Origin of the sequence: Streptomyces sp. NPDC096323 (assembly GCF_040302845.1) — a bacterium.
GTDB lineage: Bacteria > Actinomycetota > Actinomycetes > Streptomycetales > Streptomycetaceae > Streptomyces.
Map to the genome: position 1 here is coordinate 198,263 of NZ_JBEOSI010000002.1, position 16,640 is coordinate 214,902.

The 16,640-nt window shown below is 70.9% G+C and carries 13 protein-coding genes and 2 pseudogenes; 7 read left to right on the forward strand and 8 right to left on the reverse strand.

The window, feature by feature from the left end; all coding sequences use genetic code 11:
* The first annotated feature begins 27 nt into the window (after positions 1-27).
* Complete coding sequence (locus ABTX18_RS04950; RefSeq protein WP_136325360.1) at positions 28-1,326, forward strand: citrate synthase; 1,299 nt, start codon at positions 28-30, stop codon at positions 1,324-1,326.
* A gap of 591 nt (positions 1,327-1,917) precedes the next feature.
* Here the strand turns inward: ABTX18_RS04950 and ABTX18_RS04955 are convergent.
* The 4 genes from ABTX18_RS04955 to ABTX18_RS04970 all read right to left on the reverse strand — a co-directional run bounded on the left by ABTX18_RS04955 (position 1,918) and on the right by ABTX18_RS04970 (position 5,682).
* Positions 1,918-4,254, reverse strand: coding sequence for a heavy metal translocating P-type ATPase (locus tag ABTX18_RS04955; RefSeq protein ID WP_352121339.1), 2,337 nt, complete (start codon positions 4,252-4,254; stop codon positions 1,918-1,920).
* Positions 4,255-4,358: 104 nt separating this feature from the next.
* On the reverse strand, positions 4,359-4,667 hold the full coding sequence (locus tag ABTX18_RS04960) for a heavy-metal-associated domain-containing protein (protein ID WP_352121340.1): 309 nt from the start codon (positions 4,665-4,667) through the stop codon (positions 4,359-4,361).
* Between the two features lie 156 nt (positions 4,668-4,823).
* Complete coding sequence (locus tag ABTX18_RS04965; RefSeq protein ID WP_136325357.1) at positions 4,824-5,021, reverse strand: helix-turn-helix transcriptional regulator; 198 nt, start codon at positions 5,019-5,021, stop codon at positions 4,824-4,826.
* 301 nt (positions 5,022-5,322) lie between these two features.
* A complete protein-coding gene (locus ABTX18_RS04970) occupies positions 5,323-5,682 on the reverse strand; it encodes a peptidoglycan-binding domain-containing protein (protein WP_352121341.1) in 360 nt (119 codons plus the stop codon).
* A gap of 26 nt (positions 5,683-5,708) precedes the next feature.
* On the opposite strand from ABTX18_RS04970, the pseudogene ABTX18_RS04975 reads away from it, so the two are divergent.
* Both ABTX18_RS04975 and ABTX18_RS04980 read left to right on the forward strand, forming a co-directional pair.
* Positions 5,709-6,073, forward strand: a pseudogene (locus tag ABTX18_RS04975) (5-deoxy-glucuronate isomerase); the annotation flags it as partial.
* Between the two features lie 217 nt (positions 6,074-6,290).
* Positions 6,291-7,790 (forward strand): CoA-acylating methylmalonate-semialdehyde dehydrogenase, encoded by a 1,500-nt coding sequence (locus ABTX18_RS04980; protein WP_352121342.1) that lies wholly within the window; start codon positions 6,291-6,293, stop codon positions 7,788-7,790.
* 70 nt (positions 7,791-7,860) lie between these two features.
* Here ABTX18_RS04980 and ABTX18_RS04985 read toward each other — a convergent pair whose 3' ends face one another.
* Positions 7,861-8,577, reverse strand: coding sequence for a VC0807 family protein (locus ABTX18_RS04985; RefSeq protein ID WP_352121343.1), 717 nt, complete (start codon positions 8,575-8,577; stop codon positions 7,861-7,863).
* Positions 8,578-8,759: 182 nt separating this feature from the next.
* On the opposite strand from ABTX18_RS04985, the pseudogene ABTX18_RS04990 reads away from it, so the two are divergent.
* Positions 8,760-9,342: pseudogene (locus tag ABTX18_RS04990) on the forward strand (DUF4291 domain-containing protein).
* A 51-nt stretch (positions 9,343-9,393) separates the two neighbouring features.
* Here the strand turns inward: ABTX18_RS04990 and ABTX18_RS04995 are convergent.
* Positions 9,394-9,846: a MarR family winged helix-turn-helix transcriptional regulator gene (locus ABTX18_RS04995; protein WP_352121344.1), complete on the reverse strand. Its 453-nt coding sequence runs from the start codon at positions 9,844-9,846 to the stop codon at positions 9,394-9,396.
* Positions 9,847-9,925: 79 nt separating this feature from the next.
* Between ABTX18_RS04995 and ABTX18_RS05000 the strand changes: the two genes are divergently transcribed.
* The gene (locus ABTX18_RS05000) at positions 9,926-10,825 is read left to right on the forward strand and encodes an alpha/beta hydrolase (RefSeq protein ID WP_352121345.1); all 900 of its coding nucleotides are present in this window, start codon (positions 9,926-9,928) and stop codon (positions 10,823-10,825) included.
* Positions 10,826-11,125: 300 nt separating this feature from the next.
* Here the strand turns inward: ABTX18_RS05000 and ABTX18_RS05005 are convergent, their stop codons facing one another.
* A complete protein-coding gene (locus tag ABTX18_RS05005; RefSeq protein WP_352121346.1) occupies positions 11,126-11,593 on the reverse strand; it encodes a hypothetical protein in 468 nt (155 codons plus the stop codon).
* Between the two features lie 919 nt (positions 11,594-12,512).
* Positions 12,513-12,944 carry a GNAT family N-acetyltransferase gene (locus ABTX18_RS05010; protein ID WP_352121347.1) on the reverse strand — a complete coding sequence of 144 codons (432 nt, stop codon included), beginning with the start codon at positions 12,942-12,944 and terminating at the stop codon, positions 12,513-12,515.
* 147 nt (positions 12,945-13,091) lie between these two features.
* Between ABTX18_RS05010 and ABTX18_RS05015 the strand changes: the two genes are divergently transcribed.
* Complete coding sequence (locus ABTX18_RS05015) at positions 13,092-15,752, forward strand: alpha/beta fold hydrolase (protein ID WP_352121348.1); 2,661 nt, start codon at positions 13,092-13,094, stop codon at positions 15,750-15,752.
* Entirely contained in the window at positions 15,749-16,630 is an 882-nt protein-coding gene (locus ABTX18_RS05020; protein WP_352121349.1) for an ABC transporter permease, read from the forward strand. The genes ABTX18_RS05015 and ABTX18_RS05020 overlap by 4 nt, the downstream gene beginning before the upstream one ends.
* Positions 16,631-16,640: the final 10 nt, after the last annotated feature.

The following is a 16,640-nucleotide window of genomic DNA, read 5'->3' on the forward strand; positions in this document are numbered from 1 at the left end:
AGAGGCACTACGTCGGTGAGGGATGACGTGAGCGAGCACACCAACAACGCTGTGGTACTGCGGTACGGCGATGGCGAGTACACCTACCCGGTGATCGACAGCACCGTCGGCGACAAGGGCTTCGACATCGGGAAGCTCCGGGCGAACACCGGTCTGGTGACGCTGGACAGCGGATACGGCAACACCGCTGCTTATAAATCGGCCATCACCTACCTCGACGGCGAGCAGGGCATCCTGCGATACCGCGGCTACCCGATCGAGCAGCTCGCCGAGCAGTCGACGTTCCTTGAGGTCGCGTACACGCTCATCAACGGTGAGCTTCCGAAGGTCGACGAGCTGTCGGCCTTCAAGAACGAGATCACCCAGCACACGCTGCTGCACGAGGACGTCAAGCGGTTCTTCGACGGCTTCCCGCGCGACGCCCACCCGATGGCGATGCTGTCCTCGGTCGTCAGCGCGCTGTCCACGTTCTACCAGGACAGCCACAACCCGTTCGACGAGGAGCAGCGTCACCTCTCGACGATCCGGCTGCTGGCCAAGCTGCCGACCATCGCGGCGTACGCGTACAAGAAGTCGATCGGTCACCCGTTCGTCTACCCGCGCAACGACCTCGGCTACGTCGAGAACTTCCTGCGCATGACCTTCTCGGTCCCCGCCCAGGAGTACGTGCCGGACCCGGTCGTCGTCTCGGCGCTGGAGAAGCTGCTCATCCTGCACGCGGACCACGAGCAGAACTGTTCGACCTCCACCGTGCGTCTGGTCGGCTCCTCGCAGGCGAACATGTTCGCCTCGATCTCCGCCGGCATCTCGGCGCTCTGGGGTCCCCTGCACGGCGGCGCCAACCAGTCGGTGCTGGAGATGCTCGAGGGCATCCAGGCCAACGGCGGCGACGTCGACAGCTTCATCCAGAAGGTGAAGAACAAGGAGGACGGCGTCCGCCTGATGGGCTTCGGCCACCGGGTGTACAAGTCCTTCGACCCGCGCGCCAAGATCATCAAGGCCGCGGCCCACGACGTCCTGTCCTCGCTCGGCAAGTCCGACGAGCTGCTCGACATCGCGCTCAAGCTGGAGGAGCACGCGCTCAACGACGAGTACTTCGTCTCGCGCAACCTCTACCCCAACGTGGACTTCTACACCGGTCTGATCTACCGGGCCATGGGCTTCCCGAGCGAGATGTTCACCGTGCTCTTCGCGATCGGCCGGCTTCCGGGCTGGATCGCCCAGTGGCACGAGATGATCAAGGAGCCGGGTTCCCGCATCGGCCGCCCGCGCCAGATCTACACCGGCGAGGTCCTGCGCGACTTCGTCCCGGTCGAGGGTCGCTGACCCGGCACCACCCCCCCGCATGACCCCGGCCCTGACAGCCGGTTGCCTTCGCCCCGACTACCGCGCTTTCGCACAGAGCGCGGTGTCCGGGGCGATTTGCTTTGTCCGGAGCCCTTGCCCGGACCTTCGCCCGGAGCCCTTGCCCGGACCTTCGCCCGGAGCCCTTGGGCCGCGCCGTCGCCGCGGGAGCGCTCCCGCCGGAAAGCGAGAAACGCCCCGTCATCGATCCCCCCACGGGCCGACAACGAGGCGCTTCCCATATCCCGGAGCGGATTCCCCCCACGGGATCCGGCCGGGCGTTCAGTGGGAGCCGAAGCTCCTGGGTTCCTCGGTACTGCTGGGTCCTGCTGGTGACGCGCTTTTCCTCGGACCGCCTGCGCGCGCCGCGTGCGGTCTGCCGGGGTACGTACGGACGGGAGGGCCGCTCAAAGCTCCCCGGTGCACGTGCCCCGGCCCACGCGTGCCCGGAGCGTCCCCCAAGACCCTCCGTCGGACGTCCCCCAAGACATCCTTTGGCATCGCACTCTTAGACTCGTGAACCCACCGAATGGTTACCCCTCAACCGGTGTGATCTAAGTCTCTTTGTGGAAATTACGTGAAGGACCGCAGGCGCAGGCTGTTCGTCACGACGAAGACCGAGGAGAAGGCCATCGCCGCTCCCGCAATCATAGGGCTGAGCAGGCCAAATGCCGCAAGGGGTAGAGCAGCAACGTTGTAGCCGAATGCCCAGAAAAGGTTGCCCCTGATGGTGGCCAGGGTGCGCCGGGAGAGCCGGATGGCATCCGCTGCCACCTTGAGATCTCCACGAACGAGCGTCAGATCGCTCGCCTCGATCGCGGCGTCCGTGCCCGTTCCCATCGCCAGACCGAGGTCCGCGGTAGCCAGCGCCGCCGCGTCGTTGACCCCGTCACCCACCATGGCGACGGCCCGCCCCTCGGCCTGCAGGCGCTCGATGACCTGCGCCTTCTCCTCGGGCAGCACCTCGGCGCGCACCTCGTCGATCCCGACCGCGCGGGCCACGGACTCGGCCACCGCCCGGTTGTCGCCGGTCAGCAGGATCGGCGTCAGGCCGAGTGCGCGGAGATCGGCGACGGCGGCCGCGCTGGTGTCCTTGACCGCGTCCGCGACTTCGAAGGCACCGCGTGCCTCGCCGTCCCAGGCGACCGCGATCACGGTACGACCGTGGGCGGCCGCCTCCGTCATCGCGGCGGACAGGGCGCCGGGGATGCCGATACCGGCGTCCGTGAGCAGCCGGGGACGGCCGACGAGGACGGCGTGTCCTTCGACGATGCCCTGGACGCCGAGTCCGGGGACGTTGGTGAAGTCCTCGGGGGTGGGGAGGGCGGTTCCGGTGCGGTGGGCGGCTCCGGTGGCGACGGCCTGGGCGATGGGGTGTTCGGAGGCGTGTTCCAGGGCTCCGGCGAGGCGCAGGACGTCGGTTTCGGTGGTGCCGGGGGTGGTGTGGACGGTCTGGAGGGTCATCTTGCCGGTGGTGACGGTGCCGGTCTTGTCGAGGACGATGGTGTCCACCCGGCGGGTGGTCTCCAGGACCTCGGGGCCCTTGATGAGGATGCCGAGCTGGGCGCCGCGTCCCGTACCGACCATGAGGGCTGTCGGGGTGGCGAGGCCGAGGGCGCAGGGGCAGGCGATGATCAGGACGGCGACGGCGGCCGTGAACGAGGCCGTCACGTCGTCCGTCACCAGCAGCCAGGCGACGAGCGTGACCAGGGCGATCACCAGGACCACGGGGACGAACACCGCGGAGATCCGGTCGGCGAGCCGCTGCACCTCGGCCTTGCCGTTCTGCGCGTCCTCGACGAGCCGGGCCATCCGGGCGAGCTGCGTGTCGGCGCCGACCCGGGTGGCCTCGACGACGAGCCGGCCGGAGACGTTCACGGTGGCGCCGGTGACGGACTCCCCGGCCCGCACGTCGACGGGAACGGACTCACCGGTGAGCATCGACGCGTCCACCGCCGAGGCGCCCTCGGTGACGGTGCCGTCGGTGGCGACCTTCTCGCCGGGGCGGACGACGAAGCGGTCACCGACGGCCAGCCGGCTCACCGGGACGCGTACCTCCGCACCATCCCGCAGGACCGCGACATCCTTGGCGCCCAGATGCATCAGCGCCCGGAGAGCGGAACCGGCCTTCCGCTTGGACCTGGCCTCCAGATACCGGCCCAGCAGGATGAAGGTGACGACCCCGGCCGCGACCTCCAGGTAGATGGTGGACGCACCATCGGCGCGGGAGACCGTGAAGTCGAAGCCGTGCCGCATGCCGGGCATTCCGGCGTCGCCGAGGAACAGCGCCCAGAGCGACCAGCCGAACGCGGCGAGGGTCCCGACCGAGACCAGGGTGTCCATGGTGGCCGCGCCGTGCCGGAGATTGGTCCAGGTGGCGCGGTGGAAGGGGAGCCCGCCCCAGATGACGACCGGGGCGGCGAGCGTGAGGGAGAGCCACTGCCAGTTGTCGAACTGGAGGGCCGGGATCATCGCCATCGCCACGACGGGGGCGGCGAGGACGGCGGAGACGATGAGCCGCTGCCGCAGGGAGTCGAGGGCGGGGGTGCGGGCGTCGCCGGTATCTGCGTCGGCGTCGGCGTCATCGGGGGCGGGGGCGGGGGCCGAGGTGTCCGGGGCCGCCGGTACCGGCGTCCGCACGGGCGGCTTCGGTGCAGGGCGTGACGGGACGGGCTTCGCGGTGTACCCGGTCTTCTCGACCGTGGCGATCAGGTCCGCGAGGCCGGTTCCGGGACCGAAGGCGACGCGCGCCTTCTCGGTCGCGTAATTGACGGTGGCGGTGACGCCATCCATTCGGTTCAGCTTCTTCTCGACGCGCGCCGCGCAGGACGCGCAGGTCATCCCGCCGATCGTGAGCTCGGCCTGAGAGCTCTCCGTTGCCGGGGCCTCGACATCTGTTGCGCTGTGCATGTCCGAACTCCTGAAACGCCGACCGGGCCGTGCCCCACCAGTATCTGCTGGTCGGACAGGCCCGGGGCAAAGGGGTGATGCGTGTGCTGTGGATCGCGGTGCGGTCAGGCCCGGCCGGCGAGCTCGTAACCCGCCTCGTCGACGGCGGCGCGCACGGCTTCCTCGTCCAGCGGGGCCTGGGAGACGACCGTCACCTGCCCGGTGGACGCCACCGCCTTCACGGAGGTGACACCCTCGAGGGCGGAGATCTCCTCGGAGACCGCGCCCTCGCAGTGTCCGCAGGTCATGCCGGTCACCTGGTAGACGGTGGTGACGCCACCCTGCCCGGCGTCCGCGCCCGCACTGTCGTGGCAGGAACCGCTGGGCGAGCAGCAGGAGCCGGTCGCCTGGGGAAGCTGGGTCTCGGCGGTCATCGTGTTCTCCTCTTCGACGAGCACAAATGGATGTGGCGGCAGGGGCCCGGGGACTCCGGGAAGGCCGGTGCGCCTCCACACTCACGACTCTATACCCCTAGGGGGTATGAACGCGAGTGCCTTCCGGCGGTGTGGCGCCAACTGGGTGAGGGGCGCTCACTCCCGGCGGCCCCGGTTGCCGGGACGGGCGGCGACCCAGGCGCGGATGGTGTCGGCGTACCAGTAGGGCTTCCCGCTCTCCACATGGTCCGGCGCAGGAAGAAGGCCGTGCTTCCGGTAGGAGCGGACGGTGTCCGGCTGCACCCGGATGTGTGCGGCGATGTCCTTGTAGGACCAGAGCCTTCTGTCCGTCATACGTGCCACCTCTCTGCTCCGCGCCGCAGCGGTGGCCCTGGGGGCCGTCGGGGGAGCTGTGGCGCGGACGCTGTCGATCACTCAGCCTCTGACCGGTGAACGAGGGCGCCGGGAGGTGGGGTGGGCCTGTCGAGCGCCTGTGACGGAAAACCCGCGTAACGGAGACATGTGTGACGAGCAGGTCACCACTGAGACAGAAGGAACGCATGGGGCCACAGGTGGAACGTGGCGTCCCGCACCCCCGGACGACCCGGCGGCGGGTGCGCCCGAGCACCCGAAGGCCCCGGGCGCACCCAGGTCGTCAGGCGTGCCAGAGCGCCGACCAGGTGTGCGGGCCGACGATCCCGTCCGGGAGGAGCGGCGGGTGGTCGGCCTGGAAGCGCTGGACCGCGGCGAGGGTGCTGGGGCCGAACACGCCGTCCAGCGCGTCCCACGGCAGGTAACGCCGGTTGGCGAGCATGCACTGCACCTGCGAGACGCGCTCGCCCTGATCGCCGAAGGCGGTCGGCCCGTCGCCGTCGTAGAAGGCGCAGACGGGGCTGGAGTCGGGCGGGGGCGCGTTGTTCGCGTCGGCGGCGGCGCCGGGGGCGAGGGCCAGAGCGGCGGCCAGGGCGAGCGCGGCCAGGCCCGCGCGGCGGAAGGGCGGAGTCGTGCGGATCACGGTGGGGTACTCCTTGAAACGGTGCGGTGACGGCGGCAGCGAGCCCCGTCCTGTCATGGAGGACAACACCGCAGGCCGCCGACACGTCACTGGAACCGGCGGAGTCAGGAGCCGGTGCCGGGACGAGTCCGGGAGGAGTTCACGCACTTGTCACCGGGGAGAGGGAGTGGGGCGTACTGCCGTTGACCGGTGGCTGTACGGCGCACACCTCAGATGAGATCTTTGAACTGCTGGGCCGGATAAGCGTGTTCAGCGGGGGGTACCCGACTTCGCATACGTACCGCGTGACGCCCATGCACCAATCGCCTCCGGCGCAGGGGGCCGCTTCGCCCTGGCAGGAGCGAAGTGCGAGCGACGACTCCCCGCTCGCTACGGCCCCGCGCCGGAGGTATCCCGCTGACGAGCACCGCCCCGGCCGGCCGGGGCCTCCCCCTTGTGTCTACGCCAGTACCGAAACGGCAGACACAGTGTCGGGCCCCCCTCCGACGCCGGCGTGGTGGGATGTTGACGTAGCCGAAAAGGCCACTCGCCCGTAGGCGGTCACTGCACGGGGAGAGTACGGACGACGCCTCACCGCCCGACGCCGTCACCTCTGAAGGAGACACACGATGAAGACCGTCAACCACTGGATCGGTGGCAAGACCGTCGAGGGCGCGTCGGGCAACTACGGCCCGGTCACCGACCCGGCCACCGGAGCCGTCACCACCCAGGTCGCGCTGGCCTCCGTGGAAGAGGTCGACGCCGCGGTGGCCGCCGCGAAGGACGCGTACACGACCTGGGGAACCTCGTCGCTGTCCGCCCGCACCGCGATCCTCTTCCGCTACCGTGCTCTGCTGGACGCCCACCGCGACGAGATCGCCGCCCTGATCACCGCCGAGCACGGCAAGGTGCACTCGGACGCGCTCGGTGAGGTCGCCCGCGGCCTGGAGATCGTCGAGCTGGCGTGCGGCATCACCACGCAGCTCAAGGGTGAGCTGTCCACCCAGGTCTCCACCCGGGTCGACGTCTCCTCGATCCGGCAGTCCATCGGTGTCGTCGCCGGCATCACGCCGTTCAACTTCCCGGCCATGGTGCCGATGTGGATGTTCCCGCTCGCCATCGCCTGCGGCAACACGTTCGTGCTCAAGCCCAGCGAGAAGGACCCGTCTGCCGCCAACCTGCTGGCCGAGCTGGCCTCCGAGGCCGGTCTGCCGGACGGCGTCCTGAACGTCCTGCACGGTGACAAGGTCGCTGTCGACGGCCTGCTGAACCACCCGGACGTCGCCGTCGTCTCCTTCGTCGGCTCGACCCCGATCGCCCGCTACATCCACGCCACCGCGTCCGCCAACGGCAAGCGCGTCCAGGCGCTGGGCGGGGCGAAGAACCACATGCTGGTCCTGCCGGACGCGGACCTCGACGCCGCCGCGGACGCCGCCGTCTCCGCCGCGTACGGATCCGCCGGTGAGCGCTGCATGGCGATCTCCGCGGTCGTCGCGGTCGGCTCCGTCGCCGACGACCTCGTCGCCCGGATCAAGGACCGCGCCGAGAAGATCAAGATCGGCCCCGGCAACGACCCGACGTCCGAGATGGGCCCGCTCATCACCGCCGCCCACCGCGACAAGGTCGCCTCGTACGTCACCGGCGCCGCCGCCCAGGGCGCCGACGTCGTCCTCGACGGCACCGGCCACACGGTCGAGGGCTTCGAGGACGGCCACTGGATCGGCCTCTCCCTCCTCGACAACGTCTCCACCGACTCGGACGCGTACAAGGACGAGATCTTCGGCCCGGTCCTGTGCGTGCTGCGCGTCGACACGTACGAGGAGGGCGTGGCGCTGATGAACGCCTCGCCGTACGGCAACGGCACCGCCATCTTCACCCGCGACGGCGGCGCCGCCCGCCGCTTCCAGCTGGAGATCGAGGCCGGCATGGTCGGCATCAACGTCCCGATCCCGGTGCCGGTGGGCTACCACTCCTTCGGCGGCTGGAAGGACTCGCTCTTCGGCGACCACCACATCTACGGCAACGACGGCGTGCACTTCTACACCCGCGGCAAGGTCACCACCACCCGCTGGCCGGACCCGGCCGACGCCCCCTCCGGCGTCGACCTGGGCTTCCCGCGCAACCACTGACGCCTCACGCCACCAGCACAGCACCGCAGGGCCACTCCCCCGGGGCGGCCCTGCGGCGGTTCGTGGGAGGTCAGCGACCGGTACCGGCCGCCTCCTCGATCATCCGCTCCATCGGTACGACAGCGACCCGCCCCGAGACGACGAACGCCAGCACCATCGCCGCCCCCAGGACCACCGTGCCGGCCCACACCATCGTCTCGACCGGCACGGTGTACGCGCCCACGGCCCGCACCGCGCACTCGCCCAGCAGCGCCGCGCCCCACACCAGGGAGAGCCGCACCTCGGCCCGCCGGAACGCCTCCGACTCCGCCGAAAGCCGCAGCCAGGCGGCGGACTTGGCCACCCCGCCCCGGGTCAGCCACGGCCGCAGCGCCGCCGACATCATCGGCCGCCCGCGCAGCGCGGTCACCAGGACCACCAGACCGATCGTGCTGCTCACACCGCTGTCCTTGAGGAGCATCAGCCGCGGGTCACCGGCCACCAGGCTCAGCAGCAGCCCCACCACGTTCACCGCCACGATCAGCGCCGCGAGCCCGTTGAGCCGCCGCTCGCGCACCACACCCCACGCCGTCCGCACCGCCGGCACCACACTGCTCCAGGCCAGCGCGCCGAACGTCCCCATCCCCGCCGCCTTCAGCAGGTAGTACGAGACGAGCGGCACGGCCACATCCACGAGCAGCGGCGTCAGGCTGTCCAGCAGGGCCCTGCGCGGAGAGAACGAAGCGGCGGCCGCCGGGGCACCGGCGTCGGTGACAGGAGCGGTGACGGTGGCGGCCGGGCTGCTCATGACGGGTTCCTCCCGTATCGGCGGCGCCCTCGCGGCTCCCGCTCTCGATACGTACAGACTGGCCGCCGGACCCCGGCCACCGGCAGAGCCGGGAGTAACCGTCTCCGTATGACGAATGTCAGTACCGAAGCAGGTACGAAACCCGTTCGCCGACGGGCCGCGCCAGATGCTGGGATGAGGCCATGACCGCTCCCACCCCGCCCCAGCACGAGATCCGCGCGCTCCACACCGACACGACGGTCACCGTCTACCAGGCGTACGCCCCGTCCCTCGGCCTCCCCGCCGCCCGCGACGGCCGCTTCCCGTCCGCCTGGAAGCGCGACCGCATGACGTGGATCAAGCCGAGCTTCCTGTGGACGATGTATCGATGCGGTTGGGCGACGAAGGAGGGCCAGGAGACCGTCCTGGCCGTCGACATCGCCCGCGAGGGCTTCGACTGGGCGCTGGCCAACGCCGAACTCTCGCACCACGAGCGAGGAGTGCATCCCGACCTCACCACCTGGAAGCGCAGCCTCCGCCATGCCCCGACCCGCGTCCAGTGGGACCCGGAGCGCGACCTGCACCTGAACCGGCTCCCGTACCGCTCTCTCCAGCTGGGCCTGGCGGGGGAGGCGGCGCGGCGGTACGTGGACGGTGGCGATCCGCGACGTCACCCCGCTGGCCCGGGAGATCCACGAACTGACCAGGGCGGGCCAGGCGGAGAAGGCGGCCCGGCTGCTGCCGGAGGAGCGGGTCTACCCGGCGCCGGCGGGGACCCCGGGGTGAGGGGAGCGCCCCGCCGACCGCTCAGTGAGCGATGACGTCGATCGAACGCCCCTAACCGGCAGGCATCCCCGCCGAGGCGTCCTCCAGCGTCCTGCGCAGCAGGGCGACGGTGGACGCGAACTGCTCCAGTGAGCCGGCCGTCAGCGGCTCGGCGAGCCAGGAGCGCAGCCCGTCCTCGAACGTGGGCGTGGCGGCGGCCAGCAGCTTGCCGCCCTCGGAGGTCAGTTCCAGCAGGGACGAGCGGCGGTTGCTGGGATTGGGGCGCCGGACCACCCAGCCGGCGGCCTCCAGGCGGTCCACCCCCTTGCTGGTCGCCCCGACGGTGATGGCGGCCTCCTCCGCCAGGTCGTTGACCCGGCAGTCGTCCCGGCTCTCGATGATGCGAAGGAACTCGAACTGGCCCATCGTCAGACCGTGCTCGGTGCGCAGCCGTTCGCCCAGCGCGTTGTAGAGCCTGGTCTCGTAGCGGACGACGTCCATGAACACCTGCGTGAGGTCGGTCACACTCTGCTCCAGATTCGTTGGAATGACATTCCTAGGAATATAGTTCCTAGTGAAGAACAGCACTCATCTGGAGGATCGCATGAGCAAGGCACAGCGCGCGACAGTCGACACCTTGATGCGGCAGGCCCCGTTCGACGGCGGCCTCCCGCCGGAGCAACTGCGCAAGGACTTCGAAGCCCAGATGGCCTCGGGCCCGGCCCCGGCCGGAGTGACTGTCACTCCCTCCGTTCTCGGCGGGCGTTCCGCCCTGACCGTCGAGCCCGAGGGCAGCCCCGCCACCGGGACGATCATCTACTTCCACGGCGGAGCCTGGGTCTTCGGCTCGCCCGCCACGGCCCTGCAACTCACCGCCGCGCTGGTGCGCCGCACCGGCGTCCGCGCCATCTCGGTCGACTACCGGCTCGCCCCCGAGCACCCCTTCCCCGCCGCTGTCGAGGACGGCCTCGCCGCCTACCGCGACCTGCTGGGCCAGGGCATTGCGGCCGAGCAGATCGTCCTGGCCGGGGAGTCGGCCGGCGGCGGCCTCGGCATCACCACCCTGCTCACCGCCCGCGACGCCGGACTGCCGATGCCGGCCGCCGCGGTCATCTTCTCCCCGGGCCTGGACGCCACCCTGTCGGGCGAGAGCATGACCACCAAGCACGACGCCGACCCGCTCTTCACCCGTGCGGACCTGGGCGCCGTCTTCGCTCACTACCTGGCCGGACAGGACCCCGACCAGCCGTTGCTGAGCCCGGCCGTCCACGCGGACCTGACTGGTCTGCCACCGCTCCTGGTACAGGCCGGCTCCAACGAGGTCCTGCTGGAGGACTCGACCCGGTTCGCAGTCCGGGCGGCCGCGGCCGGTGTCGACGTCCAACTCGACATCACCGACGACGTCCCCCACGTCTTCCAGGCATTCGAGGGCCTGCTGGACGAGGCCGACGCGGCCCTGGACCGCGCCGCCCGCTTCATCACCACCGCGCTGCCCCGCACCTGAACCGTCAACCGTCCCTCGGTGCGAGCGGTTCGCCGAGTGGTACGGCTGTAACGGGCAAGCGACTGGTGTCGCGCAGGCCCGTCTTCGGACGAACGGTCAGTGGTCGTCGGTGATGCGGGTGGCGATGCCGCCGCTGATCTTCACCTCGGCGGAGACGCCCTTCCGCGCGGAGGCTTCCAGCTCCTGCTCGGTGCACTTGGTGGCGGACTGGCCGTTTGCGTCACCGCAGATGTCACCCGCGCCCCAGATCTCCGTGGAGTCGGACGTGAAGAACGCCTACTCCTCGCGCAGGGCCGCGGATCACGACGGCCCGGGCTGGGCGTCCTCGCCGTCGTACGCCGCGAGCGCGGCCTGGCGGCATTCCAGCAGGCCGTCAAGGGCCTCATGGGTGACGTGCTCCTGGGCCAGTGCCACCATGGCCCTGGCCTCGACGGAGGCCCACGCGCTCCGGGCGCGCTTGTTGGCGCGGCGTCTGGTGTCGCTGCGCAGGAAGCCGGCTCCCGCCGCGAACCCGGCAGAGGCGAGGGCGGCCAGGGCGGCGGGAACGCGCACATCCGCCGAGGCCAGCCCTGCCGCTCCCGCCGTGCCCGCGAGCAGCGCCGCGGGGAAGCCGAGAACAATGTCCGTCCTGGCCCAGAACTCGGCTCGGCGGTGGGCGAGTTTCCTCTGGCGTGTCGCCTCATCTCTCATCCGCTCGATCTCGGCACGGAGGCGTTGCGGGAGACCGTCCGGATTCAGGCGCGTCGTGCTGTCAATGGAATTGACCATAAGGTATTCCAACACGCCTGCAACAAGGCGCACTTGGGGAGCTTGAACAGCCTTCGCGCGTGTGGGACGTGAGCTTCCCACAAGGGTGGGCCGTAGTGAATCATGATGCTGCGGTATGGGGTGTGACGCGCGACCGAGGGGGCGGGATGATTTCCGAGCCGGAGATGGCGGGGGAGTTCGGCACCTCCGCCGTACGTGAAGTGCTGGGCCATTCCGGTCCGCAGCGGGAAGAAGGAGACCGCCCGCCGCGAGTCCCGAGGCCGAGGGCACGGTGGCTGTGGGCACTCGGCGGGGCTGTCGTGGCGTCGGCCGTGTGGGGGGCGGTGCTGTTCGCGGGCGGGGTGCGGGACGGGGCGCCCGACCTGCACGGGTACCGGCTGGGCAAGGATCCCTGTGCGGCCGTGCGGCTGAAGTCGCTCGGTGCCGCGATTGCGCCGAGAGACACCGAGAGCCGTTTGGACACGGGCGTGCTGAGGCACGCCGTCCTCGACCGGGCCGTGTGCTACATACCTCTCCGGCCGGCGGGCGCTCAGCAGCGGCCGGACGACAAGGGCTGGTCGGTCGACTACTCGGTCACGGTCCGGGTCGCCCTGCACAAGGAGACCGATCCCCGCGCCGAGTTCGAGGCAGGCAAGAACGCGACCGAGTTGGGGATCGAACCGGAGACCAAGACGGAAGCAGTCCCGGAGTTGGGCGACAAGGCCTACATGCTCTCCTTGGAGAACGGGGAGCAGGAGCTGCGGGTGCTGGAAGGCGGAGCCGTCCTCTCGCTGAGCATCTACGCTTCCACGAACTGGGAGGGCGAGCAGGGGCAACTGCCCGACAACGCCGCGAAGCAGCCGGACCTAGCCCCCCACAAGGCCGCGATGATCAGCGACATGCGCGACCTGATGTCCGACCTCAAGAGCCGAAGCCCCGCTCACTCCGACGCGTCGAACCCCCACGTCAGCGTGGTGAAGCGCCCGTCGTCCGACGCACCCGCCGAGCGGTACGTCGCCTGCGCGGCCTCGTTGTCGAGGTCCACGCCGACCCACATGTCGTAGCAGCCCCGCTCCCGGGCGACCGACGCCAGCGCCTGCGTCAGTGCGCGGCCGATGCCGCGGCGGCGGTAGGGGCCGTCGACCGCGAGCTCGTACAGACACATCTCCGCGCCCTTGTCCGGGTGCAGCATCTCGATGCCCGATACGAAACCGGCCGGGACGCCGGCCACGTACGCGATCACCATCAGATGGCCGTCCGCCGCGAGGAAGCGGGCCGCCCACTGGGTGCGTGCCGGGCCGTCGTAGAGATGCTGGGCCGCCTCGAGCTCGGCGACGGTCGTGGCGCGCCGGATTTCTACCGGGTTGTCCATGGAGGGCCTTCCGGGGGGCGGGACGGGCCGCACGGTGGGCATACCGCGAGCGGAGTACGTCGGGGCGGCATCGTACGCCTTGAGGAGGCCGGGGACCTCCGCCTGGCGGCAGCGCAGGCGGGGCGGTGGCCCGCTTAGGCTCGACACATGGAGACCCCTATTGCGCGTACGTCCCGGTGGCGGCGCCTGCTGCCCCGCTCCCGCGGCCGGTGGGCGGCGGGCATCGCCGCGCTCGTCGTGCTGGCCGGGGCGGGCACGTGGACCGCGGTGGCCGACGACGGCGCGCCGGCCGTGCACCGGCAGGACCGGATGATGCGCGTCGACGGGGTGTCCGTCGACACCTCGTACTTCACCACCGGCGGCACCGCGCGCCGGCCCGCCGTGCTCATCGGCCACGGCTTCGGCGGCAGCAAGGCCGAGACCCGGAAGCAGGCCGAGCAACTGGCCGCCGACGGGTACGCCGTCATGACCTGGTCCGCGCGCGGCTTCGGCAAGTCCGGTGGCAAGATCTCGCTCAACGCCCCCGACCGCGAGGTCAAGGACGTCTCCCGGCTGATCGACTGGCTCGCCGGCCGCCCCGAGGTGCAGCTCGACGGTGCGGGCGACCCGCGCGTCGGCATCACCGGCGCCTCCTACGGCGGAGCCGTCTCGCTCCTCGCCGCCGGGTACGACAAGCGCGTGGACGCCATCGCCCCGGAGATCACGTACTGGAACCTCGCCGAAGCCCTCTTCCCCGACGGGGTGTTCAAGAAGCTCTGGGCCGGCATCTTCGTCACCACCGGCGGCGGCTGCGAGAACTTCGACAAGCAGCTCTGCGCCATGTACGAGCGCGTCGCCGTCAGCGGGAAGCCGGACGCCGCCGCGCGCGCCCTGCTCACCGAACGCTCCCCGAGCGCCGTCGCCGACCGCATCAAGGTGCCGGCGCTGATCGTGCAGGGGCAGACCGACTCCCTCTTCCCGCTCGGCCAGGCCGACGCCATGGCCCAGGCCGTCAAGGCCAACGGCGCGCCCGTCTCCGTCGACTGGATCGCCGGCGGACACGACGGCGGCGACCCGGAGACCGACCGGGTGCGCAAGCGGGTCGGGGACTGGTTCGACCGCTATCTGAAGGAGGACAAGGGCGCCGACACCGGGCCCGCCTTCCGCGTCACCCGTACCGGCGGCATCGACTCCACCGACGGGGCCGCTCTCACCCGCGGCGCGAGCGGCGCCACCTACCCCGGGCTGAGCAGCGGCCCGCAGCGCATCAAGCTCCAGGGCGGGCAGCAGGAGTTCAGCAACCCCGCCGGGGCCAGCCCGCCCGCCATCTCCGCCGTCCCCGGTGTCGGCGGCGGTCTCGCCCAGTTGTCCACGTTCGGCGTCGGGCTCTCCCTCGACTTCCCCGGGCAGTACGCCCGCTTCGACTCCGCCCCGCTGACGGAATCCCGGCGCATCACCGGCTCACCGGCCGTCCGCGTGAACGTGAAGGCGGGACAGGGCGACGCGGTGCTGTTCGGCAAGGTGTACGACGTGTCCCCGGACGGCAAGCAGCAGGTGCTGCCCTCCCAGCTCGTCGCCCCCTACCGGATCACCCCCGAACAGCAGGGCAGGCCGCTGGAGCTGACGCTGCCCGCTGTCGACCACGAGATCGACTCGGGACACCGGCTCCGGCTCGTGCTGGCCGCCACCGACCTCGGCTACGCGTCCCCGGCCGCGCCGACCACGTACACCGTCTCCCTCGACGGCCCGCTGACCCTGCCCACCGCACCCGGTCTGAAGACCGCGGCGGCCGCCCTGCCCTGGTGGACCTGGGGGCTCCCGGCCGCCGCCGCGGTGATCGCGGCCTTGCTGCTGCTCACCGCCCGGCGCCGTACCGCCACACCCGCCCCGGACCCCGCCCTCACCGACGTACCGCTGCAGATCACCGGCCTGTCGAAGAAGTACGCCAAATCCGCCGACCGGTACGCGGTCAAGGAGCTGTCGTTCCGCGTCGAGAAGGGGCAGGTGCTCGGGCTCCTCGGGCCGAACGGGGCAGGCAAGACCACCACGCTGCGCATGCTCATGGGGCTCATCACGCCCGACGCCGGCGAGATCCGCGTCTTCGGACGGGCCATCCGGCCCGGCGCGCCCGTGCTGTCCCGGGTCGGGTCCTTCGTCGAAGGCGCCGGCTTCCTGCCGCACCTGTCCGGGCGCGCCAACCTGGATCTGTACTGGCAGGCCACCGGGCGGCCCGCCGAGGACGCGCACATCGAGGAGGCCCTGGAGATCGCCGGGCTCGGCGACGCACTGGCCAGAGCGGTGCGTACGTACTCGCAGGGCATGCGGCAACGCCTCGCCATCGCTCAGGCCATGCTCGGGATGCCGGACCTCCTCATCCTGGACGAGCCGACCAACGGGCTCGACCCGCCCCAGATCCGCGAGATGCGGGACGTGATGATCCGGTACGCGGCCGGCGGCCGTACCGTCATCGTCTCCAGCCACCTCCTGTCCGAGGTCGAGCAGTCCTGCACCCACCTGGTGGTCATGGACCGCGGCCGGCTCGTCCAGGCCGGACCCGTCGCCGAGATCACCGGCTCCGGCGACATGGTGCTGGTGACCTCCGCCGAGGAGATCACCGAACCGCTCGTCGAGAAGATCGCCTCGCTCGCGGGGATCGGCTCCGCCGTCCGTACCGACGACGCGCACGGGCTGCTCGTCCGGCTCGACGGCGCCACCTCGCCACAGCTCATCACCGAACTGGTGCGCCTGGACGTGCCGTTGACCGGCGTCGGGCCGCACCGCCGCCTGGAGGACGCGTTCCTCACCCTGATCTCCGGAGCGTCCGCATGATCGCCACAGCAGCAGAAGCGGCAGAAGCCCCCGAGGCGCCCGGATACCGTGCGCGGCGCACGTTGCCGCTGCGGGTGGAGGCGGTACGCCAGTTGCGCAGGCGGCGCACCCTGCTCATGGGCGGGGTGCTGGGCGCGCTGCCGTTCATCCTGATCATCGCGTTCGCGATCGGCGGCACCCCGGACGGCGGACCCGGAGGAGGGGACCGCATCACCCTGATGGACACCGCGACCGCCTCCGCCGCGAACTTCGCGGCGACGTGTCTCTTCGTCTCGGCCGGATTCCTGCTGGTGGTCCCGGTCGCGCTGTTCTGCGGCGACACCGTGGCCTCCGAGGCCAGTTGGTCCTCGCTGCGCTACCTGCTGGCGGCGCCCGTGCCCCGGGCCAGGCTGCTGTGGAGCAAGCTCGTCGTGGCGCTCGGCTTCAGCCTCGCCGCGATGGTGCTGCTGCCGCTCGTCGCGCTGGCCGCGGGAGCCGCCGCGTACGGCTGGGGGCCGCTCGAACTGCCCACCGGCGGTGCGCTCGCGACCGGGGACACCGTGCCGAGGCTCGCGCTCGTCGTCGCCTTCATCTTCGTGTCGCAACTCGTCACCGCGGGGCTGGCGTTCTGGCTGTCGACCAAGACGGACGCCCCGCTCGGCGCGGTCGGCGGCGCGGTCGGGCTGACGATCGTCGGCAACGTCCTGGACGCGGTCACCGCGCTCGGCTCCTGGCGCGACTTCCTGCCCGCCCACTGGCAGTTCGCGTGGGCCGACGCGCTCCAGCCCGACCTGGAGTGGGCCGGGATGGCGAAGGGCGCGGCCATCTCGGTGACGTATGCCCTGATCCTGTTCGCTTTCGCCTTCCGGGGATTCAGCCGTAAGGACATCGTGTCCTGACCTTGACATT

What these genes read in the sequence shown, in the direction of transcription:
- ABTX18_RS04965 (WP_136325357.1), bottom strand. Translation starts at nt 5,021, where the DNA reads ATGACGGACAGAAGGCTCTGGTCCTACAAGGACATCGCCGCACACATC.
- ABTX18_RS05010 (WP_352121347.1), bottom strand. Translation starts at nt 12,944, where the DNA reads ATGGACAACCCGGTAGAAATCCGGCGCGCCACGACCGTCGCCGAGCTC.
- ABTX18_RS04960 (WP_352121340.1), bottom strand. Translation starts at nt 4,667, where the DNA reads ATGACCGCCGAGACCCAGCTTCCCCAGGCGACCGGCTCCTGCTGCTCG.
- ABTX18_RS05020 (WP_352121349.1), top strand. Translation starts at nt 15,749, where the DNA reads ATGATCGCCACAGCAGCAGAAGCGGCAGAAGCCCCCGAGGCGCCCGGA.
- ABTX18_RS04955 (WP_352121339.1), bottom strand. Translation starts at nt 4,254, where the DNA reads ATGCACAGCGCAACAGATGTCGAGGCCCCGGCAACGGAGAGCTCTCAG.
- ABTX18_RS05000 (WP_352121345.1), top strand. Translation starts at nt 9,926, where the DNA reads ATGAGCAAGGCACAGCGCGCGACAGTCGACACCTTGATGCGGCAGGCC.
- ABTX18_RS04980 (WP_352121342.1), top strand. Translation starts at nt 6,291, where the DNA reads ATGAAGACCGTCAACCACTGGATCGGTGGCAAGACCGTCGAGGGCGCG.
- ABTX18_RS05015 (WP_352121348.1), top strand. Translation starts at nt 13,092, where the DNA reads ATGGAGACCCCTATTGCGCGTACGTCCCGGTGGCGGCGCCTGCTGCCC.
- ABTX18_RS04985 (WP_352121343.1), bottom strand. Translation starts at nt 8,577, where the DNA reads ATGAGCAGCCCGGCCGCCACCGTCACCGCTCCTGTCACCGACGCCGGT.
- ABTX18_RS05005 (WP_352121346.1), bottom strand. Translation starts at nt 11,593, where the DNA reads ATGGTCAATTCCATTGACAGCACGACGCGCCTGAATCCGGACGGTCTC.